Source organism: Sphaerisporangium corydalis, from assembly GCF_025506355.1.
Lineage (GTDB): Bacteria > Actinomycetota > Actinomycetes > Streptosporangiales > Streptosporangiaceae > Sphaerisporangium > Sphaerisporangium corydalis.
This window is the reverse complement of the sequence record NZ_JANZYP010000094.1, coordinates 1-23,045: the sequence shown is the minus strand read 5'-3', so window position 1 is coordinate 23,045 and position 23,045 is coordinate 1. Positions and strand designations below refer to the sequence as shown.

The window sequence follows — 23,045 nt, the reverse complement described above, 5'->3', positions numbered from 1 at the left end:
GCGCCACTGCGACCAGGTCTTGTACTTCTCCTTGGTCAGCCCGTCGTCGTCATCGTGGTGCCAGGCGCCGCCGCCGAGGTACTCGTAGCCGGTCACCTCGTCGGGGGCTCCGCCGGTGCGGTCGATCGCGCGCACCTGGGTGACGACGTACTTGTGGAACCAGTCGAGCTTGGGGGTGGTCGCGCCCTCCGGCGACCAGTACTGGGGGTAGCACCGGCGGCTATTGGTTCCGATGTCGGGTTTGTCGCTCGCGACGCAGTCCTCGTCGGAGTAGGCGATCGACAGGGAGCCGCCCGTCTCGTTGTCGATCGCCGAGACCCGCCACTTGGTCAGCGGCGGGCGCCCCTCCAGGGCGTCCACGCGGTTGGGCTTCTGGATCCCGGCGAACCGCACCGACGGCAGCGCGGCCGAGCCGCCGACCTTGCCGGTGTGGGTGATGCCGGCCAGCCACACGGTGGCGGCGGTGCCGTCGCCCGGGGCGCGCATCTCCTGGTCGAGGGTCCAGGTGTCGACGTCCTTGTAGGTGCTGCCCGAGACCAGCGCCTGGGTGGTGACGGCGGCCAGCCGCTTGCGCGTCCAGAACGTCGGCGAGTAGTCGTCGAGGCACTTCTCGCCGGAGTCGCACTTCTGGTCGTAGGGGACGTCGGGCCAGTACTTGGCGTTGTCCTTGGTGAACTTGTCGGCCGCGCAGTCGAAGGCCGACGTCGGGACGCACCGCTCCTTGACCTCGAAGGACACCCGGGCGGGCGCGGAGGAGGAGAAGATCGCGCCGGAGCGCTGGCCGTAGTCGACGCGCTTGAGGTGGCCGCCGCGCTCATAGGAGGTCGGGGTGCCGTTCGGCACGCCGTCGGTGAGCGTGGTGACGTCGCGCCGGTAGTAGTTGCCCTCCTTGCCGTACCAGAAGGTGCTGACCGTGCCGTGCGTGTCCACGACGTAGTCCAGGTTCCACCGCCACGCCTGGCGGCACCAGGAGTCGGAGAAGCCGCTGTCCTTGTGGCACGGCTCGCCGTCGTCGTCGCCGAAGACCGGCACCGTCCAGGTCGAGCCGGTCTCCGCCTTCCCCGAGCTCCAGCCGGGCAGGTGGTTGAGGCCGAAGTAGTACTGCGTGCCGTCCGGGGTGATGACCTTCCAGTGCTCGCCGTCGTTGTCGTCGTTGCCGGCGCCGGTGAGCCGCTGGACCTTGGTGCCGTCGTCGTCCTTCGGCTGCCAGGTGCCGGTCGCGTCGTCCAGCACCAGTTCGGTCGCCTGGCCGTTCAGCGACAGGGTGGCGTTGTTGTTGCCCCAGCACTGGTCGTTGCGCTTGGGCGTGACGCCGTCGTCGGCGCACGGCTTGTACCGGCGCTCGACGAAGCCGGGCCAGTAGTCGAAGCCCTCGCCGATCCAGGACGCCTGGTTGTTGGTGGCGACGGTGCGCCCGTCGACACCGCCCGAGGAGTAGGAGAAGGCGATGTTCGGGGTCGGCCCCCCGGGCGACGGCGGCAGGCGCAGGGGGTAGCTCCAGGAGAACGCGCCGCTCTGCTCGCTGACGTCCCACGTCGCCGAGGGCGACAGCGAGGTCGCCTCGTAGCTGCCCGCCGACCCCGACGGGGCGGCCACCGCCGCCAGCGTCGTCGCCGAGGCCGAGGCGAGGTCCACGTCGGCGGCCAGCCGGCCCGTCGTGGCGTCGTTGCGGGTCTTAAGCGGCGTCCGGGTCTGGCATTCGGGCCGGTCGGGGGTGGTGGCGGCGCAGTCCGGCAGGCGTACCAGGCGCAGCCGCGACCCCCAGTCGCCGCCGTAGGCGTGCCGGAAGCCCGAGTAGTCCACCTCGACCGCCACGCGCGACGGGGCCGGTCTTCGCGGTCAGCCGCAGGCCCAGCCCGGTGATCTGCGACCGGGCGGCGGCCCGCGCGTCCAGCACGCGTACCTGGATGGCGGGGGCCGGCGGCTTCGCGGCCCCGGCGGACGTGCCGGCGGCGGAGGACGGTGGGCCGATCCAGACCGGCAGGTCCCCGGCCCGCGCCTTGGGCGGAGCCGTCGCGGCCCGGCCCGCCGGAGCCGGGTCGGCCAGCGCCGTGCCCGGCTTGGGCCAGGACACCGGCGGGGCGTCCCTGAGGTCGAAACGCGCCCCGGGGTCGGCCGGTGCGGGCCTGGCCGTGGCCGTGTGGCCCGGCACCGCCCGCTGCTCCTGGGCCGCGTGCCACCCCGGCCCGCCGGACGCCCGCACGTCCGGCGCGGCGACGGCCAGCGTGGCCGGCACCACGACCGCCAGCACTCCGGCGATCCGGACCCAACCTCGCCACTCAGCGAGCACGACTACCTCCGCGAGAACGTCGACGAACGGGGGGACACGCCAGGCCGCTTCAGCCGTCCACGGGCGGGCCCTGGGCGAGGGCGGCGATCTCGGCGCCGGTGAGGACCCCGGTATAGACGTGGACGTCGTCGATGTCCCCGGTGAAGTAGTCGGTGTAGGCGCCCCGGTACTTGGCCCGGCCGAGTTGCAGCCCGCCGCCGGCGTGCCAGCCGGTCGAGGGCCGGAAGTCGGACAGGTACCCGTTGACGTACAGCCGGATCTGCTTGGCCACCTCGTCGTACACCCCGGTCAGCTGCGTCCAGGAGTTGAGCGCGGAGCAGTCGATCGGGTCGGCGGACTTGGCCACCGTCATCTTCTCGGTGTCGGTGTCGTCGCTCGGAGTCGAGAACCCCCAGCGGGGCACCTGGACGCCGTTCTCGGTGTAGACGCGGTAGCTCAGGTGGCCATGGCGGCGATCTCGTCGCCGAGGTCGAGGTCGGCGGCCGTCCGAGGGTCGTCGGACAGGATGCGGTCCCAGACCCGCACCTCGTCGAGGTCGCCGGCGAAGTACTCGGTGAGGTCGCCGTTCCAGGTCACCCGCCCGATCTGCAGCGGGCCGCCCGCGTTCCATGGCATCGCCGTGAAGGCGCCGGAGGTGGACTGCCGGGTCCCGTTGACGTACAGCCGGAGCTGCCTGGCCGGAGCGTCGTACACCCCGGTGAGGTGGGTCCACACGCCCAGTTGCGGTTCGGCGTCCCCGACGGCCCGGGTGATCGCAGGATCGTCGGTGTCGGTGTCGTGGCGGTTGAAGATCCACCGCTTGTAGGAGGAGGAGTAGTAGAGCGAGAAGCCGGAGGCGTGGACGCCGGACTGGCTCACCACCGTGGCGTTCTTGGCGTTGGAGGTCAGGCGCGCCCACGCCGACACGCTGAACCCCCGGTCGGTGCGCACCACGGGCCCGCTCGTGGCGCCATACCCGGTGGCCCCGTCGAGGTGCAGGGCCCCCTGCGCCCGGCCGGCCGTCCAGCCGGTGCCGCCGCCCAGTGCCGCCGCGTGCGGGGTCGTGCCGGAGTCGGCGGCCGTGGCGCCGGAGGTCTCGTCCAGGGTCCACCGCCCGGCGGGGTCCGCGCCGGCCTTGACGTAGAAGGTGTAGGCGGCGGGGGTGGTGCCGACGTTGCCCGCCTTGTCCACCGGCCACACCCACAGGGTGTTCACCCAGTCGTGCCGGGGGGCGATGGAGACCGGCACCGAGGCCTGCCCGGCCGGCAGGCTCACCTGGGTCGCGGGCGTGCCGGTGCCCGCGTCGTCCAGGGCGTACCTGAAACCGCTCACGTCGGTCTCGCCGTCGCCGGGCGCGAAGGTGAACGTGCCGGCCAGGCCGACCCCGCCCCGCCAGTCGTCGGTGGTGCCGGAGGGATAGTCGGCCGAGCCGACCTTCGGCAACTGCTCGGGCCGCACGTTGTCGAGCGTGAACTCGCACCACGGGCTCCACGCGCTGCCGTCCGTGCCGTCGTAGGCCCGCACCTTGTAGGAGTAGGTCTCGCCGTCGGCCAGGCCGGTGAGGGAGACCGCGTGGTCGGTGGCCTTGGTCGTGTACGCGTACGCGGTCTTGCCCCCGCCGGGCAGCGTGGAGGTGATGGCCTCCCAGGTTCCGGCGGCGGTGTCGTAGTGGTTCATCTGGAACTCGGCCCGCACGCCGTCGTTGGCCTTGTCCGGGTCGTAGATCCTGGCGATGAGCTTGATCGGGTGCTGGGGGTCGCCGCCGTTGAGGTACGGGCGGCCCGCCCCTGTCACGCACGGCGTGGCCGGGTAGGTGCTCACCCCCGTGGGCACGGCGGGCGGGGTGTTGTAGTCGACGACGAGCTTCGGTGAGCCGCTGAATCCCTTCCAGCCCCACACGCTGCCGGCGTCGTCGTCGTAGTCCCTGAGCCCGAACGTGGTGTTCGGCCAGCCGCCCTTGGCCGCCGCGACGATCGAGGCCGTGACGTCGAACTCGATGCCCTTGTCGGGGCAGGAGGAGCTGTAGCCGGCGTCGGAGGCCACGCTGCCCAGGTGATCCTTCCAGGACGGCTGGTGGCTCCACGTCGTGGACGTGGAGATGGAGCCGGTCAGCCACAGCTGCACGACCTGGGGATCGGAGGTGCACCCCCACGACTTGTTCTGGGTGATGCGGAAGGTCCCCTTCAGGATGTGCTTGCCGTTGACGTTGTCGGAGTCCATCCGGAAGAAGGACCGCTTCACCCCGCCGCCGTAGTATCCGACCTCCGGGCTGTGGCCGGAGTCCCAGTAGGACTCCGACGGGTAGGACTTGTCGACGTAGGTCCAGTGCTGCTTGCCGCCCGACCACTGCGGGTCGATGTACACCGGGTACGTGGTGCCGGGGCCGGTCAGCAGTCCGGGGTCGGGGGTGAGGGCGATGCGGCCGGCGGAGACGTCGACGCCCATCACGGCCTGCCTGCTCTGGCGCTCCGGGCCCTGCGCGAGCGTCGGCAGCGGGGTCGCGCCCGAGGAGTCCCACATCCGCGGCGCGGGGGAGTGGAACACCTCCGTTCCGGCGTCGGTCACCGCGCTGAGGCCGCCGCTCGCGGTCCCGCGCACCGACAGGCCCTTCACCCGTGTCCCGAAGGCGATCTTCGCCAGGGCGGGATCGGCGGCGGCCTTCCGGTTCTTGACCACCAGCACCTCGGAGAACCCGAGCACCGAGGCGGTGAGCTTCAGGTCCACGCCGGGCAGCACCGAGCCGTACGTCGCGGTGTCCCCTTCGAGCACCGGCTTCGGCAGCGGCCCCGGCCATGTTATGGCGACCGAGCGGCCGTCCTGCCCGATGGAGGCCAGCGGAGCGGGCCCGCCGCCGGAGAAGGCCAGGTCGAGCGGGGTCGCCGCGGGACGCACGGTGCCGTCGGCGGCGAACGCCAAGGTCGTGTCGACCTCCGCCCAGCCGCCGTCCCGCCGCACCCGCTCGGGCAGGGCCGAGGTCTCGGAGGTGAACGAGCCGTCCGGGTTGGCGAACACCTGGCGATTCTCGGTGCGCGCGGCCGACACCTCGACGCGCCTTCCCTCGCTCCGCGCGCGGGACAGCGCCTCACCCCCGGTCATGGCAGGCGGGTCGGCCGTTGTCGCCGCAGGGGGCGCGGTGGGCGCGGCGGCCGCGGCGGGACGTACGGCGCCGCCGGTCACCAGCGATCCGGTCGCCAGGGACACGGCCACGGCCAGGACGAACACGTGGGGGAAGCGGCGCATCACGTCTCCAGACAATCGCCTTGACCGCGTTTACCGGCATATTTCGGTATATGTGGGGGTTCGACGCGGAAGGGGCGCGCCGAGCTGGTTATCATCGTTTGTAGAATTAACGCTCACGAAAGACGTATAGGAGACGACCGTCCCCAATGCGCGCATCGCCGATGGGAAGACGCCCGCGGTTGTCGAACCCTCCGTCGGCATGAGTTTCCTCGGGGTCCGGCGGCTGGAGAACCACCTTTCCATCAGGCCGAAAAGGCGGAGGTGGCGCGAGTGCTGAGAATCCACTTCACCAGTGAGGACCTGGCCAGGACGACGATCGCCCCGGGGCCCGATCCGCTGTGGGAGACGCTGCTCAGCCTTTACCGGCTGCGCAACTCCGGTGGCGGGATGTTCTTCTCGGCGTGGCGCGACCAGGTTCGGCCGGACATCCCCGCCTCCGCCCACCTGCTGTCCGAGCTGGCGCCTCCGAAGGGCTACTCCGCCGACTTCCTGACGCCCACCCGGCACGTGACCTCCATCAGGGACGGCGTGGAGGCGGTGCGGAGCACCCCGCGCACCCGGCTGCGCGACGACGTCGCCGAACTGGCCCGGCGCCACCCGGGACGCCCGTTACGCAGGTGGACGCGGGCGCTGGCGGACGGCGAGGCCGGCGAGCTGACCAGGGTGGCGGACGCCATCGACGGCTACTTCGCCGCCGCCCTGCGTCCCCACTGGGCGCACATCCGCGCCCAGGTCGACCACGACCGCGTCCGCAGGTCGCGCACGTTGGCCGCGGAGGGCTGGGAGTCGGTCTTCGCCACCTTGCATCCGTCGGCGCGCTGGAGCTATCCGGTGCTCGAACTGGACTTCCCCGCCGACCACGACGTCCCCCTGGACGGGCGGGGCCTGCTGCCGCAACCGGCCTTCTTCTGCTGGGGGACGCCCACGACCCTGCTCGACACCGGCCTGCCGCCCCGGCTGGTGTATCCGATCGAGCACCAGCTCGGCTGGGCGAGCGGCGGTCAGGACCCCGCGCGCAACGCCGCGCTGCCCGCCCTGCTCGGGCGCACCAGGGCCAGCGTGCTCGAAGCCGTGGCCGAGGGCGAGTGCACGACCACCGAACTGGCACGGCGCCTGCGCATCCCCCAGCCCACCGCCAGCCGCCAGGCGGCCATCCTCCGCGAGGCCGGCCTGATCACCACCCGGCGGCTCCACCAGGCCGTGATCCATATCCTCACCCCACTCGGCGTGAGCCTCCTCGACGGCGTCCCGCTCGCCCCGTCGCCGTAAGAGGAGTACTACCGGTTCTGGGACGCGGTGGACGCCGAGGCCGAGAATCCCGACCTGGCGGGGTCTCATCGTGCGAACGCCCATGCCACCATCAGCGGGAACTCCTCTCGCCAGAACGCGTCGCCGTGCGATCCGGGACGCTCGGTCATCACGACGTCCGCGCCCGCGTCGCGGAGCGCCTTCGCCCACCGGGTCGCGTTCTCGTGGAAGAACGGCTCCAGCGTGCCGGCGACGAGGTACACGCGCGGAAGCGGGACCGGCATCACGTCAGGCGGCCGGTGGCCGGCGCCGGGCGAGGCGCAGAAGACCGCGCCGTAGACCTCCGGGTGCCGGAGCCCGAGGGCGAGCGCGAGCTCGCCACTCGCTGAGACACCGGACACGGCGGTGCGTTCGGCGGGCAGCGAGACTCCGAAACGCGACCGCGCCCATCGGCGGACCTCGCCGACGAAGAACGTCTCGTGTGCCGCGAACCGGTTCGGGGCGAATCCCGGTGAGTACTCATGGAGGCGCAGCGTCTCATCGTCCGACCGGTGTACGCCGACGATCATCGTGGACGGTACGGCGGCCGTCTCGAGGACCTCTCCCCATCGCGATATGAGCCGGCCGTCGCCGGCGAACACGACCGCCTCGGGCGGATCCGGCGGGACGTACACCGTGACCTCCCGGCCGCCGTCGTAGGTGAACCGCTCGGTGACGAGCTCTCCCGCGATGGACACTGTCGCCGTCTCCTTGGTAGCGGCGCCGATCACCGCCGCGGAAGCGGCGTCCGGCGGCGAGTCGGCCCGTGGACACCAGTCAATCTGATCACTCTTCGTGATCGCCCTGGGACCCGGCCCGCCGGAACCGGTCGGCGAACCGTGACGTCTGGACAGTGTGTACCGGACATTCTAGGCTTAGAACAAGCCGTAAAAATGGCGTAAATTCAGGAGGTGCAGCGATTTGCGACCGCAGCGCTGCACTGTTCGTCCCTGCGCCCCCGAGGGGTCGCTGTCCGGGTTCGGTGACCGCGCGTGAAGGCGAGGTGACTGCACACCCCTGACCGGCATCTGTTGACTGTTCCACCACGGCAATACCCAGTTTGTCCCGAACGACGGCACCGGAGACCTTCTCACGTCCCCGCGTCGTTGGCGTGATCGGCGCACGCCTGTCTGGACTCGTACGACAGGAAGCGAGACCACCGATCATGCTGCGAAAACTGGCCCTATGGGCCGCCGTGCTCACGGCCGCCCTCAGTATGGCCCCTCCACCGGCACAGGCCACCGCCTCCGAAGCCGCGGCGCTCGCGGCGCCCGGCTACACCCAGGTGACGCTGGCCAAGGGCGTGGCGGAGGTCGGCGAGCCGATGGGCCTGACCGTCCTGCCCAACCGGGGCGCCCTGCACACCTCGCGTGACGGCACCATCCGGTACACCGACGTGCTCGGCAACACCAAGGTGGCGCTCACCATCCCGGTGTACTCCCACGACGAGGAAGGCCTGCAGAGCATCAAGGCCGACCCGAACTTCGCGTCGAACCGGTGGGTGTACGTCTACTACGCGCCGCCGCTGTCCACTCCGGGCGGCGACGCGCCGGCCAACGGGACCGCGGCCCAGTTCGCCCCGTTCGCCGGCCTGAACCGGCTGGCCCGGTACACGGTCAACGCGGACTACACGCTCAACGCGGCCTCGGCGGTCACCGTCCTCGACGTCCCCACCAGCCGGGGCATGTGCTGCCACGTCGGCGGCGACATCGACTTCGACGCGGCGGGCAACCTCTACCTGTCCACCGGCGACGACAGCAACCCGTTCGAGTCCAGCGGCTACACGCCGATCGACGAGCGGAGCACCCGCTACCCCGCCTACGACGCGCAGCGCAGCTCCGGCAACACCAACGACCTGCGCGGCAAGGTGCTGCGGATCACGCCGAGCGCGGGCGGCGGCTACACCATCCCGTCGGGCAACATGTTCCCGCCCGGCACCGCGAAGACCAAGCCCGAGATCTACGCGATGGGCTTCCGCAACCCGTTCCGGATGAGCGTCGACCGGGCGACCGGCGTGGTCTACCTCGGTGACTACGGGCCGGACTCGGGGGGCGACAGCGCGACCCGGGGCCCGAGGGGCTCGGTCGCGTTCGAGCGCATCACCCAGCCCGGCAACTACGGCTGGCCGTACTGCTCGCAGTTCAACGCGCCGTACATCGAGTTCACGTTCCCGGACGGCCCCTCGCAGTCCGCGTACGACTGCGCGGGCGGGCCGACGAACAACTCGCCCAACAACACCGGTCTCACCAAGTTGCCGCCCTCGCAGCCCGGCTGGCTGCCCTACGCTCCCGGAAACGACCGGCCGGAGCTGTGCTGCGGCAGCTGGTCGCCGATGGGCGGCCCCGTCTACAACTACAACGCCGCCCTCGCCTCGGACGTGAAGTTCCCGGCGTCGATGAACGGCAAGGTCTTCATCGGCGAGTTCGGCCGGCGGTGGGTCAGGACGGTCACCCTGAACGGCTCCGGCGGGGTGGGCAGCATCGACCCCTTCCCGACCTACACCGGCACCCAGGTGATGGACATGGAGTTCGGGCCGGACGGCGCGCTGTACGTGCTCGACTACGGCACCGGCAACTTCGGCGGTGACGCCAACTCGGCCCTGTACAGGATCGAGTACAACACCGGCACCGGCCGGGCCCCGATCCCGGTGATCAACGCGAATCCGAGCGCCGGGAACGCGCCGCTCACCGTGCAGTTCAGCTCGGCCGGGAGCACCGACCCGGACGGCGACCCGATCACCTACGCGTGGGACTTCACGACGAACGGCAGCACCGACTCGACCGCGGCCAACCCGACGTTCACCTACACGGCCAACGGCTCGTTCACGGCGACGCTGACGGTCAGCGACAACACCGGCCGCAGCGCCACGGCGAGCACCACCATAGACATCGGCCGGCCGACGGTCACCCTCAACCTACCGATCAACGGGCGGGTGTTCAGCTTCGGCGACGCGGTCCCGTTCCAGATCAGCGTCACCGACCCGAACGCCTCGACCATCGACTGCACCCGGGTGAAGATCACCTACGTCCTCGGCCACGACAGCCACGGTCACCCGCTGACCAGCGTGAACGGCTGCTCGGGCACCATACAGACCACCGTGGACGGTGAGCACGACTCCGCCGCGAACATCTTCGGCGTCTTCGACGCCGAGTACACCCCGGTCGGGTCGACCACGGCGGTCCACGCCCAGGCCACCCTGCAGCCGCGCACCCGCCAGGCCGAGCACTACGGTGCCCAGCAGGGGGTGATGGTCGTGGCCAAACCGTCGGCGACCGGCGGCAACGCGGTCGGGTACATCGAGAACGGCGACTGGATCTCGTTCACGCCCTACAACCTGACCGGGGTCAACTCGTTCACCGCGCGGGTCGCGTCCGCGGGCGTCGGCGGCACGCTCACCCTGCGGGCCGGCTCACCGACCGGGACGGTGATCGGCACGGCCGCGGTCGCGCCGACCGGCGGCTGGGAGACCTGGGCCAACGTCACCGGCACGGTGACACCGCCGTCCGGGACGACGACCCTGTACCTGGTCTTCACCGGCGGGGCGGGGTCGCTGTTCGACATCGACTCCTTCACGTTCACCAGCGGCACGACGACACCGCCGTCGTCGGACCTCGCGCTGAACAAGACGGCGACGGCCTCCAGCGTGGAGAACGCCGGAACCCCGGCCTCGGCCGCGGTGGACGGCTCGGCGACCACCCGGTGGTCGAGCGCGTTCTCCGACCCGCAGTGGATCCAGGTCGACCTGGGCGCCACCTACACCGTCAACCGGGTGCGTCTGCTGTGGGAGGCCGCCTACGGGTCGGCGTACCAGATCCAGACCTCGCCCAACGGAACCACCTGGACCACCGCCCGTTCGGTGACCGGCGGCAACGGCGGCGAGGACGACAACACCGGCCTGAGCGCCTCCGCCCGGTACGTGCGCATCTACGGCACCACCCGGGCCACGGGGTACGGCTACTCCCTGTTCAGCTTCGAGGTCTACGGAAGCTGACCCCCACACCGGGCCGGGCGCCACACCACCCCGGCCCCTGACCCCTACGGCGGGGGGGGGGGGGCGCCCGCCGCCCCCCCCCCCCCCCGCCCCGGCCGACGGGCGGGGCGCCACACCCCCCCGCCCCCTCCCCCCTACGGCGGGCCGGGCGCCTCAAAGGCGCCCGGCCCGCCTCTCGTCCGTTCGAACGTCATGGCTTCTCCTGTCCCGCCGTGCCGCGACGGATCCGAGTGGGCCCTCGCGGGCGAGTGAATCGAACCGATCCCTAATTTCGATTTCATCGGACGATAGGTGGCCTTACCGTGTGGGGCGATGGTGAAAGTTTCATGGCGAGTGGCGATGCTTCGACCTGGGATGATGCGCTATTTCTGGCCGTTGACGTGCGCGGGTGGCGGGCGGGGTTCCTAAATCGAATCGATGCGTAGTTGACCGATGGGTGAGGGGATTGCGACTGTGTGGGGAATTCGGTGGGCCTCTCGCGGGTGGCACCGGAGGTGACACGGCAGCCGATGAATCGGCGGGTGACCGCGGGTGGGTTCGTCTTGCCTGAGTGAGCTCTCCACAGCACGGGAGGAAGAGTCCCCATGTCCCGACGTTCGTGGCTCTCAAAGCTGGCCACGATGGTTCTCGTCATTCCAGGAGCCCTGGTTCTCTCGGCTCCGGCGGCCGGCGCGCTGACCATCCCCGCGTCCGACTACCAGCAGGTCCAGCTGGCCGTCGGCGCTTCGGAGCTCGGCGAGGCCATGTCCCTGGCGGTGCTCCCGAACCGCTCGGTCCTGCACACCGCCCGTGACGGTACGTTGCGCGTCACAGATGTTAGCGGTAACACCAAGGTGTCCGGCAGGCTCAACGTCTACAGCCACGACGAAGAGGGCCTGCAGGGCGTCGCGGTCGACCCCGGCTTCGCGAGCAACAGGTACATCTACCTGTACTACTCACCCCGGCTGAGCACCCCGAGCGGTGACGCCCCCACCAGCGGCAGCCAGTCGCAGTTCGACGCGTGGAAGGGCGAGCTGCACCTGTCGCGGTTCACCCTCAACTCCGACGACACGCTCAACACGGGCAGCGAGAAGGTCGTGCTGGCCGTGCAGAACGACCGCGGCCAGTGCTGCCACGTCGGCGGCGACCTGGACTTCGACGCCCAGGGCAACCTGTACCTGACCACGGGCGACGACACCAACCCGTTCGAGTCGGCCGGGTACTCCCCGCTCGACGAGCGCACCGACCGCAACCCGCAGTTCGACGCCCAGCGGTCCGCCGGCAACACCAACGACCTGCGCGGCAAGCTGCTGCGGATCCACCCCGAGGCGGACGGCACCTACACCATCCCCAGCGGCAACCTGTTCCCGCCGGGCACGTCCAAGACCCGGCCGGAGATCTACGGGATGGGGTTCCGCAACCCGTTCCGCATGAGCGTGGACAAGGCGACGGGCGTCGTCTACCTCGGTGACTACGGGCCGGACGCCGGCTCCAGCAACTCCGCTCGCGGGCCGAGCGGCCAGGTGGAGTTCGACCGGATCACCAGCGCGGGCAACTACGGCTGGCCGTACTGCACCGGCGGCAACACCTCCAGCGAGACCTACAACGAGTGGAACTTCGCGACCAACGGCACCGGCTCGAAGTACAACTGCTCGGGCGGCCCGACCAACAACTCGTTCCGCAACACCGGCCTGACCACGCTCCCCGCGGCCAGGCCGGCCTGGATCAAGTACGCCGGCGACTCCGGCTCCCCGTCGGAGTTCGGCAGCGGCTCGGAGTCGCCGATGGGCGGCCCGGTCTACCGCTATGACGCGAACCTGAACTCCCGCGTCAAGTTCCCGCAGACGCTCGACGGGCGGTTCTTCGCCGGTGAGTACGGCCGCCGCTGGATCAAGGCGATCGAGGTCAAGAGCGACGGCTCGCGGGGAGAGATCTCCGCCTTCCCGTGGAGCGGCACCCAGGTCATGGACATGGCCTTCGGTCCCGACGGCGCCCTGTACGTGCTCGACTACGGCACCGGATCCAACAACCAGGCGCTGTACCGCGTCGAATACATCGGCTCGGCCAACCGCAACCCGATCGCCAAGGCGGCCGCCGACAAGACCTCCGGGGCGTCGCCGCTGACGGTGACCTTCTCCTCGTCCGGCAGCGCCGACCCCGAGGGCGGCACGCTGGGCTACTCGTGGAACTTCGGCGACGGCGGCACCTCCACCGCCGCCAACCCCTCCCACACCTACACCACCAACGGCACCTACACCCCGACCCTCACCGTCAGCGACCCCCAGGGCCTGACCGGCACGGCCAGCCTGGTCGTCTCGGTGGGCAACACCGCGCCGACGGTCAACCTGACCACCCCCGGCGACGGCCAGCTGTTCTCCTTCGGCGACACCGTGTCCTACACCGTCACCGGAAGCGACCCCGAGGACGGGGCGCTGGACTGCTCGAAGGTCACCGTGACCTACCTGCTGGGTCACGACAGCCACCGCCACCAGATCACCTCCCAGTCCGGATGCGGCGGCTCGCTGGCCGTGCCCACCGACGGTGAGCACGACGCCGCCGCCAACGTGTACGGCGTGTTCGAGGCCTCCTACACCGACGCGGGCGGCCTGACCTCCACCAGCACCCGTATCCTGCAGCCGCGCCACCGCCAGGCCGAGCACTACGGCGCCATGCAGGGCGTCCAGCTCGCCTCCCACACCACCGCCGAAGGCGCCCAGACCGTCGGCTTCATCGAGAGTGGCGACTGGATCTCCTTCACCCCGTACAACCTGAGCGGCGCCACGAAGATCACGGCACGGGTGTCCTCCGCCGGGGCGGGCGGCACGATCGAGGTGCGGGCCGGCTCGGCGACCGGCACCCTGCTCGGCACGGTCACCGTGCCGGTCACCGGAGACTGGGAGACCTTCGCCGACGCCACGGCGAGCCTCAGCGGCGCCCCCGGCGGCGCGACCACGCTTTACCTGGTCTTCCGCGGGGCGACCGGTCAGACCAGCCTCTTCGACCTGGACGCGTTCACCCTCGACACCTCCTCCGGGACGAGCCAGAGCGCGATCCGGGGCGCGGCGTCGGGGCGGTGCCTGGACGTGAACGGGGCCTCGCAGGCCAATGGCGCGCTCGCGCAGATCTGGGACTGCAACGGGCAGGCCAACCAGCAGTGGACGTCGACGAGTTCCACCGAGCTGCGGGTGTACGGCGGCAAGTGCCTGGACGTGAGCGGCGCCGGTACCGCCGACGGTACCGCGGTGCTCATCTGGGACTGCAACGGCCAGAACAACCAGAAGTGGCGCCTCAACTCCGACGGCACGATCACCGCGATCGGCGCGAACAAGTGCCTGGACCTCGCGAGCGGCGGCACCGCCAACGGCACCAAGGCGCAGATCCGGTCGTGCTCCGGCGCGACCAGCCAGAAGTGGGCCCGTGCCTGACGCGCCCATCCTCACCAAGTGATGCGGCGCCGTGGCGCGGCCCTCGGGCCCACGCCACGGCGCCGCGGACCGGAAGGACTCCCCATGCTGCGCCATCCGACCCCCGCCGCGCGCGCGGGAAGCGACCGCGGGAGATCGATCCCGCGGCGCCTGTCACTGGCCGTCGCGTCGCTCATCGCCGCCGCGACCGTGATCCCGGCCATCGCCGCCACCCCCGCCGACGCCGCCGCGTTCAAGGTGCTGGTCTTCTCCAAGACGGCGGCGTTCCGGCACGACTCCATCTCCGCCGGCGTCCAGGCCATCCGCGACCTCGGCTCGGCCAACGACTTCTCGGTGGACGCGACCGAGGACGCCAGCGCGTTCACCTCGGGCAACCTCGCCCAGTACAAGGCCGTCGTGTTCCTCAGCACCACCGGTGACGTGCTCAACGACACCCAGCAGAGCGCCTTCCAGAGCTACGTCGACGGCGGTGGCGGCTACGTGGGCGTGCACTCCGCCGCCGACACCGAGTACAACTGGTCCTACTACGGCCAGCTCGTCGGAGCCTGGTTCAACAACCATCCCGCGATCCAGCAGGCCACCGTGCGCACCGAGGACCGCGCGAACGCCGCCACCGCCCACCTGGGGGCGAACTGGACCCGCACCGACGAGTGGTACAACTACCGCACCAACCCGCGCTCGACCGCGCACGTGCTGCAGAACCTGAACGAGGGCAGCTACAGCGGCGGCACCATGGGCGACCACCCCATCACGTGGTGCCACCCGCAGTCGTCCGGCCGCTCGTTCTACACCGGCATGGGGCACAGCATCGCGTCCTACTCCGACGGCGCCTTCCGCACCCTGCTGCTCGGCGGCATCCGCTACGCGGCCAAGGCCGTCAATGCCGACTGCCGTCCCGAGACCGGCTACACGACGCTGTACAACGGCTCCACCACCGGCTGGTCCCAGGCCGGTCCGGGGTCGTTCACCAACAGCGACGCCACGCTGACCTCGCAGGGCGGGCTGGGCATGCTCTGGTACAACGCCAAGGAATATCACTCCTACTCGCTCAAACTCGACTGGAGGCTCACCGGCGACTCCAACTCCGGGATCATCGTCGGATTCCCGGCCACCAGCGACCCCGACGCGGCCATGAACACCGGCTACGAGGTTCAGATCGACGCCACCGACACCTCGGACAAGACGACCGGCGCGATCTACGGCTTCCAGTCCGCCGACCTCACCGCCCGCGACGCTGCGCTGAACCCGCCGGGACAGTGGAACACCTATGAGGTGCTCGTCGAGGGGGAGCGGCTGCAGGTGTACCTCAACGGCGTGAAGATCAACGACTTCACCAACGCCGACTCCGCCCGGTCCCTGCAGCAGGGGTACATCGGCATCCAGAACCACGGATCCGGCGACGAGGTGGCGTACCGCAACATCCGGATCAAGGAACTCGGCGGTACGACCCCGCCGCCCACGGGCGCGATCCGGGGCGCGGCGTCGGGGCGGTGCCTGGACGTGAGCGGCGCCTCGCAGGCCAATGGCGCGCTCGCGCAGATCTGGGACTGCAACGGCGGCGCCAACCAGCAGTGGACGTCGACGAGTTCCACTGAGCTGCGGGTGTACGGCGGCAAGTGCCTGGACGTGAGCGGCGCCGGCACCGCCGACGGTACCGCGGTGCTCATCTGGGACTGCAACGGCCAGAACAACCAGAAGTGGCGCCTCAACTCCGACGGCACGATCACCGCGATCGGCGCGAACAAGTGCCTGGACCTCGCAAGCGGCGGCACCGCCAACGGCACCAAGGCACAGATCCGCACCTGCAACGGCCAGAACAGCCAGAAATGGACCCGCACCTGACGCCTGGTGACGACGCGCGCCCGCCGGGGTCACGGCGGGCGCGCGTCGCCGATCAGTCGCGGGGGCGTGCGGGTCCCGTCGTCCCGCGCAGGGAGATCGGCGGGCTGACGAGCAGGTTGCGGTGCGGGGTCGCCGGATCGGCGATGCGCCCGATGAGCAGCTCCACGGCGCTCGTGCCGAGCTCGACGGCGGGGACGTCGGCGGCGGTGAGCGGGGGGTGCAGGTTCTCGGCCAGGTACCGGCCGGCGACCCCGGCGATGGAGAAGTCACGGGGCACCGTGAGGCCCGCCAGGGCGAGCCCGCGGTACATGCCGGGGACGGCGGCCTCGTTGATGGTGGCGATCGCGGTCAGCCCGGGGTGGTCCTCGAGGAGCCGCCCGACGCACGACACCCCGGACGTGGCGTCGTCGGCGCAGCACGCGTGCACGCCCTCCACGCCCCGTTCGGAGACCGCGCGCGCGAAACCGGCACGGGCCCGGTGGCTGGGGCCGTATCCGGTCGCCGCCAGCTCGGCGGAGCGGTCCACGAAGGCGATACGGCGGTGACCCAGGTCGGCCAGGTGGTGGACGCACCTGGCGATCAGCGTCTCGTAGTCGATGTCCACCCAGGACATCCGCTCGGGGCTGCCGGTGCGGCCGATCCCGACGAACGGCAGCCCGGCCTGCCCCAGGCTGGCGACGCGGTCGTCCCGCATCCGGATCTCCATCAGGATGACCCCGTCCACCCGCCTGCCGACGACCACGCGCTCGAACGACCGGTCGTGCTCGCCGCCCGAGGGCGAAAGCAGGACGTCCAGGTCGGCGCGGCCGGCGGCGTCGACGACGCTGGCCACGAAGCCGAGCTGCATGTCGGTCAGCCGCCGGCCGGCCGGCGGGATGACCAGGCCGATCGTGCGCGTCCTGCCCTCCTTGAGCGCCCTGGCGGTGGCGTTGGGGCGGTATCCGAGCTCGTCTATCACCGCCTGGATGCGCCGGCGGGTGCCCTCCGACACCCGTCGCTTGCCGCTCAGGGCGTAGGAGACGGTACTGCGCGACACGCCGGACCGCCTGGCGATCTCCCCGATGTCCACCTGGCGCGCTCCTCACGGTCGGACGACACACTCCCCATCGTAAGTCGAATCGCTTCCGTGTGAGAGGGGCCCGGTTTTCGTGCGGCCCCATTGACGGACGCAACGCGCAGACCTATCTTCAATCGAACCGATTCGACATCGGATCGCGAGAGAGCCGCGTAACCTTCGGCGGAGGTCACAATCATGGGATCAGCGGTGGTGAACCGGCGTGCGGCCGGCCTGGGTCTGGCGTCATTGGCGGCCGTGGGCGGCCTGGTCGCGTGCTCGTCGCCGTCCGGCGGCACCGGCGGCCAGGCCGGTACGAGCCAGGCGGCCGGTGGCGGGGACTACACCATCTGGGACCCCTACCCCCAGCACGACAAGAACTCCGAATGGGTCAAGCTGCTGGAGACCTGTGGCACGCAGGCGGGCGTCAAGGTCGAGCGCGCGGCGTACGACACCAGCGACCTGACGAACAAGGCGCTGCTCGCGGCGCAGCAGGGCAACGCGCCGGACGTGCTCATCGTCGACAACCCGGTGGTGTCCACGCTCGCCGAGGCCGGGGTCCTCACGACGACCGAGGAGAACCAACTCGACACCTCGGCCATCGCGCCGAACCTGCTGGCCGCGGGGCAGAGCCAGGGCAAGACCTATGGCGTTCCGATCGGGGCCAACACCCTGGCCCTCTACTACAACAAGGAAGTGCTCAAGAAGAGCGGGGTGGACATCGCCTCGGTCAAGGACTGGGCGTCGCTGACCGCCGCGCTGGCGAAGGTCAAGGCGTCGGGCGGGAAGGGCATCACGTTCTCCGCGATCGGCACAGAGGAGGGCAGTTTCCAGTTCCTGCCCTGGTTCTGGGGGTCGGGCGCCCGGCTCACCAAGCTGGACTCCCCCGAGGGGGTCTCGGCGGTGACGCTGTGGACCGACTGGCTGAAGAAGGGGTACGCCCCCGACTCGGTTATCAACAACACCCAGACCACGAGCTGGCAGGAGTTCGCCGGCGGCGGCTACGCCTTCGCCGAGAACGGCACCTGGCAACTGGCCGGCGCCGAGAAGGCCGGCTTCGGCTACGGCATCATCCCGATCCCCGGCAAGGACGGCGGGCCCGCGCCGGCGCCGACGGGCGGCGAGTTCGTCGGCATCCCGGTGCAGAAGGACACCGCCCGCTACGCGACCTCCCGGAAACTGGTCACCTGCCTGACCAGCACCGGCAACTCCCTGATCACGACGACCGCCCTGTCCTACATCGCGCCCACCGAGCAGGTGCAGGCCGAGCAGGTGAAGCGGAACCCCGGTCTGAAGGTGTGGGTGGAGGCGGTCAAGGCCGCCAGGGGCCGGACCAGCGACGACCTGGGCACCAAGTATCCGAAGATCTCCGAGCCGATGTGGGGCGCGGTGCAGGCGGCGCTCAGCGGTTCCACGCCCCCGCCCGAGGCGATGGCCGCCGCGCAGGCCGCGGCGGCGAGCGCCACGCAGTAGCCACGCGCATGAACCGAGTCTCACAGCGGAGCGTGAACCGGGTCCCCCAGGCGGCCGGGTCCTCGCCGGCGGCGGGCCGGACCCGCCGGGCGACACCACGCGCCCGGTCCGGGCAGTGGGCGGCCTGGGCCTTCCTGGCGCCGGTGGCCGTCTACCTGCTGCTGTTCTACGCCTACCCCATGTACCGCAACGTCGAGCTGAGCCTGCGGCACTACACCGTGCGCTCCTTCGTCCAGGGGGACGCGCCCTTCACCGGGTTCGCCAACTACGCCACGATCCTGGGCGACGCGACGTTCGGGCCCGCGCTGTGGCACACGGCGGTGTTCACGCTGGTGTCGCTGGCCTTCCAGTTCACCATCGGCCTCGCCCTGGCCATGTTCTTTATCAGGAACTTCCCGCTGTCGGCCACCTTGCGTGCGCTGTTCCTGGTGCCGTGGCTGCTCCCGCTCATCGTGTCGTCCTCCACCTGGTCGTGGATGCTCAACAGCGACTCCGGTGTCGTCAACGCCGTGCTCGGCGCGGTCGGCGCCGGACCGGTTCACTGGCTGACCTCGCCCGGCTGGTCGCTGTGGTCGGTCACCATCGCCAACATCTGGATCGGGGTCCCGTTCAACCTGGTGGTGCTGTACTCCGGTCTCCAGGCCATCGATCCGGCCATCCACGAGGCGGCCGAGATGGACGGCGCGGCCGGCTGGACGCGGTTCCGGCGGGTGACCTTCCCGCTGCTGCGCCCGGTGTCGGCGATCACGCTGCTGCTCGGGCTGGTGTACACGCTGAAGGTGTTCGACATCATCTGGATCATGACGAAGGGCGGCCCGAGCGGATCCTCCACCACGTTCGCCACCTGGTCCTACCGGCTCGGGTTCGGCAACCTGCTGCCGGCCTTCGGCCCCGGGGCCGCGGTCGGCAACCTGCTGATCGTCGCGGCGCTGACCTTCGGGCTGATCTACATCCGCCTCCAGCGAAGGCAGACCTTCTCATGAGGAACACGCGCGGCCGGGGGAGGACGGCGATCGGGGTGGTGCTGACCGGCGTGATGCTGTTCCCGGTCTACTGGATGATCAACGTGTCCTTCACCCGCGAGCAGGACATGCGCGACAGCCCGCCGTCCTGGTTCCCCGTCCACGGCACCCTGGAGGGCTACCGGGCCGTCCTCGACCAGCAGTTGCCCTACCTCGGGGTCAGCGTGATCGTGGGCCTGGGCACGGTGGCCCTCACCCTGCTGGTCGCGGCGCCCGCGGCCTTCTCGCTGGCGAAGCTGCGGCCGCGCGGCGGCGGGACGCTGAGCTTCGTCCTGCTGATCGCGCAGATGATCCCGGGGATCATCATGGCGATGGGCTTCTACGCGATCTTCCTGGGCGCCGGGGTGCTGAACACGGTCCCCGGGCTGATCGTGGCGGACTCCACGCTGGCCGTGCCGTTCGCGGTGCTGATCCTCACCGCGTTCATGTCCGGGATCCCCGAGGAGCTCATGCAGGCGGCGCGCGTGGACGGCGCGGGCGCGGTGCGCACCTTCTGGTCGGTGGTGCTGCCGGTCAGCCGCAACGCGATCATCACGGTGTCGCTGTTCGCGTTCCTGTGGGCCTGGTCGGACTTCATCCTCGCCAGCACCCTGGACGGCGGTGGCCGCGGCCAGCCGATCACCCTGGGCATCTACCACTACATCGGTAACAACAACCAGCAGTGGAACGCCATCATGGCCACCGCCGTGATCGCCTCCATTCCCACGGCCGTTCTCCTCGTCATCGCGCAACGCTACGTCGCCGCCGGTATCACCGCAGGTGCGGTGAAGAACTGACCAGCCGGCGCCCCCCCGGCAGAAGGGACTTCCGCTCCATGACCGTCGCCGCAGGCCCGGTGTTCTCCCCGCACGAGATCCCCTTCAGCTTCGGTGGATCCTGGTTCGGCTTCTCGCCGGTGATCGCCGAGAACAGCTACGCGCAGGACGTGCATCTGGTGTCGCACCAGACCGGCATGCATCCGATCCTGCGGCTGATCCCCACTGTGGCGGGCGCTCGCGCCGACACGACCGTCACCGCCACGCCGAACCTGCTCACCTGGGCCTCCGGCACGGGCCGGATCGACCTCGCCTACGAGAACCCGGACACGGCCCGGATACGCGGTCAGGGCCTCGGCCTGCGCCTGCGGGCGGCCGACGACGTCCTGACCCCGTTCAGCGGCCCGTACTTCTACCAGGACCCGTGCGACGGCTCGTGGGTCTTCACCGTGTACCAGACCGGGCGCCGCTACCGCGTCACGCTCCTCGAAGGGCGGGTGGCCGAGGAACTCGGCGCCCAGGCGCTCGGCACCGCCGAGCGCGCCATCGTGATATCCGGTGAGGAGGGGCACTGGGAGATCGCCGTGGAGGAATACGAGACCGCCCGTGCCCCCTACGCCCGCGTGGACGGCTTCGAGCGCGTGACCTCGGCCGCGCGGGCCGCGTTCGACGGCTTCCGCGACGCCGTGGCGCCCTGGCGCGGCGACCGGACGCCCGCCGCCGACCTGGCCGCCTACGTGCTGTGGTCGGCCAGTGTGCGCCCGGCCGGGTTCGTCACCCGCCCCGCGGTGCTGATGTCCAAGCACTGGATGGACAAAGTCTGGAGCTGGGACCACTGCTTCAACGCCATCGCCCTGGCCGGCGGCCTGCCGGACCTGGCGTGGGACCAGTTCCGGCTCGTGTTCGACCACCAGGACGCCGCCGGCGCGCTGCCGGACTCCATCACCCACTCCGAGATCCTCTACAACTTCGTCAAGCCGCCCATCCACGGCTGGGCCCTGCGGCGGCTGCGTCCGCTGCCGCGCCACGAGGTCGCCGAGGTCTACCGGCTGCTGGAACGGTGGACCACCTTCTGGCTGGTGTCCCGGCGCGTGCCCGGCCACCGGTTCGCCCACTACCAGCACGGCAACGACAGCGGCTGGGACAACGCGACCATCTTCGACCCCGAGCGCATTGTGGAGACCGCCGACCTCGCGGCCTTCCTCGTGCTCCAGATGCGCGAGCTCGCCCGCCTGGCCGGAGAGCTCGCCCTGCCGGCGGACGAGGCCCGCTGGTCGCTGGAGGCCGACCGCATGCGGGAGGCGCTGCTCGCGGAGCTGTGGACCGGTGACCGGTTCGTCGCCCGCGGCGTGCGGTCGGGGAAGACCTGGTCCACCTCCGGCCTGCTCGACCTGATGCCGATCGTGCTGGGCGAGGAGCTTCCCGCCCCGGTGAGCGCGGCGCTCGCCGCCCGCATCGAGGAGCACCTGACCGAGTACGGGCCGGCCACCGAACTGCCCACGTCGGAGCACTACCAGGACGACGGTTACTGGCGAGGGCCCATCTGGGCGCCCGCCACGGTCCTGGTCGAAGACGGTCTCCGCCGGGCGGGGTACGCGGACCTGGCCGACGAGATCAGCGCCCGGTTCCGTGCGCTGTGCGAGAAGTCGGGGTTCGCCGAGAACTTCGACGCCCGCAGCGGCGCGGGGCTCAGGGACCGCGCCTATACCTGGACGGCCAGCGCCTACCTGATCCTCGCCGCCGCCCACGAGGCCCGGGGGTGAGCGGACACGCGGAACGACCCGGCGGCGAAGGTCTCGCCGCCGGGCCCCCTCCCACCCTGAGGGCTCTCTGCGTGATTCCGTCGGTCAGTGTTGCTGGGTGAGGAGTCCTGGGCGGTAGGGCAGGAGGCCGTAGTCGCCGCCGGAGCTGGGGTTGCGTCCTTGGTAGAGGAGTTGGAGGTTGCAGGGGTCGATGGTCATGGTCTGGTCGGGGGTGGTGCGGATGAGTTCGCCGTGGCTGATGTCGTTGGTCCAGGTGGCGCCGCTGTTGGTCTTGCCGGCGAAGGGGTTGCTTTCGGTGGTGGCTTGGGGGGTCCAGGTGCCGTTGAGGGTGGTGGCGGTGAAGGAGCGGAAGTAGCGGCCTTGGGAGCCGATGGCTTCCACCAGCATGAGGTAGCGGTTCTGGCCTTGGAGTTTGTAGACCTGGACGGCTTCGAACAGGTTGTTGGTCGAGTCGCTCATGATGACGGTTGAGGTGGTGCCGAAGTTGCCGGGGAAGTTCCCGATGGGCATGGTGGCGCGGTAGATCTTGCCGTTGTCGCCGGCGAAGAACAGGTACATGGTGGTGCTGTCACCGATGACGGTTTGGTCGATGGGTCCGGTTCCGGAGCCGGTGATGCTCCCGGAGAACAGGGTTTGTTGTGCGGACCAGCCGTTGGGGTTGGTGGGGTCGGTGGTGGTGCGGTAGGAGAAGGCGGTGGCGCCCCATTGGTAGGTGAGGACCCAGGTGTTTTTGGGGGCGAAGTAGAACAGGGTGGGGGCGACGGTGGCGGAGTTCATGGTGTTCTGGGTGGCGTTGGCCATGTCGGGCCAGGTGGTGAAGGGGGCGAAGTTCATTGAGCCCCATCGGGTGCCGGTGTCGTGGGTGGTGGCGTAGACCAGTTGGCGGCCGTTGTAGGGGACGGTGGTGAAGTCCTTGAGTGAGACCCACCCGGACTTGGGGGTGGC

Annotated in this window: 14 protein-coding genes; 8 read left to right on the top strand and 6 right to left on the bottom strand. The window is 70.5% G+C overall.

The genetic code is table 11. From position 1 onward, the window contains the following. Positions 1–1,675: 1,675 nt before the first annotated feature. From NYZ98_RS38635 to NYZ98_RS38625, 3 genes are read right to left on the bottom strand one after another with little or no spacing between them, the layout of a single operon-like run. Complete coding sequence (locus NYZ98_RS38635; RefSeq protein WP_262849987.1) at positions 1,676–2,290, bottom strand: hypothetical protein; 615 nt, start codon at positions 2,288–2,290, stop codon at positions 1,676–1,678. 49 nt (positions 2,291–2,339) lie between these two features. Then, a complete protein-coding gene (locus tag NYZ98_RS38630) occupies positions 2,340–2,693 on the bottom strand; it encodes a LamG domain-containing protein (RefSeq protein ID WP_262849985.1) in 354 nt (117 codons plus the stop codon). 32 nt (positions 2,694–2,725) lie between these two features. Then, positions 2,726–5,509 carry a LamG-like jellyroll fold domain-containing protein gene (locus NYZ98_RS38625; protein WP_262849983.1) on the bottom strand — a complete coding sequence of 928 codons (2,784 nt, stop codon included), beginning with the start codon at positions 5,507–5,509 and terminating at the stop codon, positions 2,726–2,728. Positions 5,510–5,779: 270 nt separating this feature from the next. Between NYZ98_RS38625 and NYZ98_RS38620 the strand changes: the two genes are divergently transcribed. Then, positions 5,780–6,778 (top strand): ArsR/SmtB family transcription factor, encoded by a 999-nt coding sequence (locus tag NYZ98_RS38620; protein ID WP_262849981.1) that lies wholly within the window; start codon positions 5,780–5,782, stop codon positions 6,776–6,778. A 65-nt stretch (positions 6,779–6,843) separates the two neighbouring features. On the opposite strand, the gene NYZ98_RS38615 is transcribed toward NYZ98_RS38620, so the two are convergent. Then, on the bottom strand, positions 6,844–7,494 hold the full coding sequence (locus NYZ98_RS38615) for an alpha/beta hydrolase (protein ID WP_262849979.1): 651 nt from the start codon (positions 7,492–7,494) through the stop codon (positions 6,844–6,846). A gap of 467 nt (positions 7,495–7,961) precedes the next feature. Between NYZ98_RS38615 and NYZ98_RS38610 the strand changes: the two genes are divergently transcribed. The 3 genes from NYZ98_RS38610 to NYZ98_RS38600 all read left to right on the top strand — a co-directional run bounded on the left by NYZ98_RS38610 (position 7,962) and on the right by NYZ98_RS38600 (position 16,033). Beyond that, the gene (locus tag NYZ98_RS38610; RefSeq protein ID WP_262849977.1) at positions 7,962–10,787 is read left to right on the top strand and encodes a carbohydrate-binding protein; all 2,826 of its coding nucleotides are present in this window, start codon (positions 7,962–7,964) and stop codon (positions 10,785–10,787) included. A gap of 620 nt (positions 10,788–11,407) precedes the next feature. Continuing rightward, positions 11,408–14,191: a PQQ-dependent sugar dehydrogenase gene (locus tag NYZ98_RS38605; protein ID WP_262849975.1), complete on the top strand. Its 2,784-nt coding sequence runs from the start codon at positions 11,408–11,410 to the stop codon at positions 14,189–14,191. Between the two features lie 84 nt (positions 14,192–14,275). Then, positions 14,276–16,033, top strand: a complete 1,758-nt coding sequence (locus tag NYZ98_RS38600) for a ThuA domain-containing protein (RefSeq protein WP_262849973.1) — start codon at positions 14,276–14,278, stop codon at positions 16,031–16,033. A 52-nt stretch (positions 16,034–16,085) separates the two neighbouring features. Here NYZ98_RS38600 and NYZ98_RS38595 read toward each other — a convergent pair whose 3' ends face one another. Continuing rightward, on the bottom strand, positions 16,086–17,102 hold the full coding sequence (locus NYZ98_RS38595; protein WP_262849971.1) for a LacI family DNA-binding transcriptional regulator: 1,017 nt from the start codon (positions 17,100–17,102) through the stop codon (positions 16,086–16,088). A 183-nt stretch (positions 17,103–17,285) separates the two neighbouring features. On the opposite strand from NYZ98_RS38595, the gene NYZ98_RS38590 reads away from it, so the two are divergent. From NYZ98_RS38590 to NYZ98_RS38575, 4 genes are read left to right on the top strand one after another with little or no spacing between them, the layout of a single operon-like run. After that, on the top strand, positions 17,286–18,560 hold the full coding sequence (locus NYZ98_RS38590) for a sugar ABC transporter substrate-binding protein (protein WP_262849969.1): 1,275 nt from the start codon (positions 17,286–17,288) through the stop codon (positions 18,558–18,560). 8 nt (positions 18,561–18,568) lie between these two features. Beyond that, positions 18,569–19,543 carry a carbohydrate ABC transporter permease gene (locus NYZ98_RS38585; RefSeq protein WP_262849967.1) on the top strand — a complete coding sequence of 325 codons (975 nt, stop codon included), beginning with the start codon at positions 18,569–18,571 and terminating at the stop codon, positions 19,541–19,543. After that, a complete protein-coding gene (locus NYZ98_RS38580; RefSeq protein ID WP_262849966.1) occupies positions 19,540–20,358 on the top strand; it encodes a carbohydrate ABC transporter permease in 819 nt (272 codons plus the stop codon). Before NYZ98_RS38585 ends, NYZ98_RS38580 begins: the two co-directional genes overlap by 4 nt. A gap of 38 nt (positions 20,359–20,396) precedes the next feature. Beyond that, complete coding sequence (locus NYZ98_RS38575; protein ID WP_262849965.1) at positions 20,397–22,100, top strand: amylo-alpha-1,6-glucosidase; 1,704 nt, start codon at positions 20,397–20,399, stop codon at positions 22,098–22,100. Between the two features lie 84 nt (positions 22,101–22,184). On the opposite strand, the gene NYZ98_RS38570 is transcribed toward NYZ98_RS38575, so the two are convergent. Next, positions 22,185–23,045, bottom strand: an 861-nt coding sequence (locus NYZ98_RS38570) for a non-reducing end alpha-L-arabinofuranosidase family hydrolase (RefSeq protein WP_262849964.1), incomplete at its 5' end; no start/stop codon positions are given.

Excerpts from the sequence above, each read along its gene's own strand:
- NYZ98_RS38625 (WP_262849983.1), bottom strand. The coding sequence starts at position 5,509 with ATGCGCCGCTTCCCCCACGTGTTCGTCCTGGCCGTGGCCGTGTCCCTG.
- NYZ98_RS38610 (WP_262849977.1), top strand. The coding sequence starts at position 7,962 with ATGCTGCGAAAACTGGCCCTATGGGCCGCCGTGCTCACGGCCGCCCTC.
- NYZ98_RS38605 (WP_262849975.1), top strand. The coding sequence starts at position 11,408 with ATGGTTCTCGTCATTCCAGGAGCCCTGGTTCTCTCGGCTCCGGCGGCC.
- NYZ98_RS38600 (WP_262849973.1), top strand. The coding sequence starts at position 14,276 with ATGCTGCGCCATCCGACCCCCGCCGCGCGCGCGGGAAGCGACCGCGGG.
- NYZ98_RS38590 (WP_262849969.1), top strand. The coding sequence starts at position 17,286 with ATGGGATCAGCGGTGGTGAACCGGCGTGCGGCCGGCCTGGGTCTGGCG.
- NYZ98_RS38585 (WP_262849967.1), top strand. The coding sequence starts at position 18,569 with ATGAACCGAGTCTCACAGCGGAGCGTGAACCGGGTCCCCCAGGCGGCC.
- NYZ98_RS38580 (WP_262849966.1), top strand. The coding sequence starts at position 19,540 with ATGAGGAACACGCGCGGCCGGGGGAGGACGGCGATCGGGGTGGTGCTG.
- NYZ98_RS38575 (WP_262849965.1), top strand. The coding sequence starts at position 20,397 with ATGACCGTCGCCGCAGGCCCGGTGTTCTCCCCGCACGAGATCCCCTTC.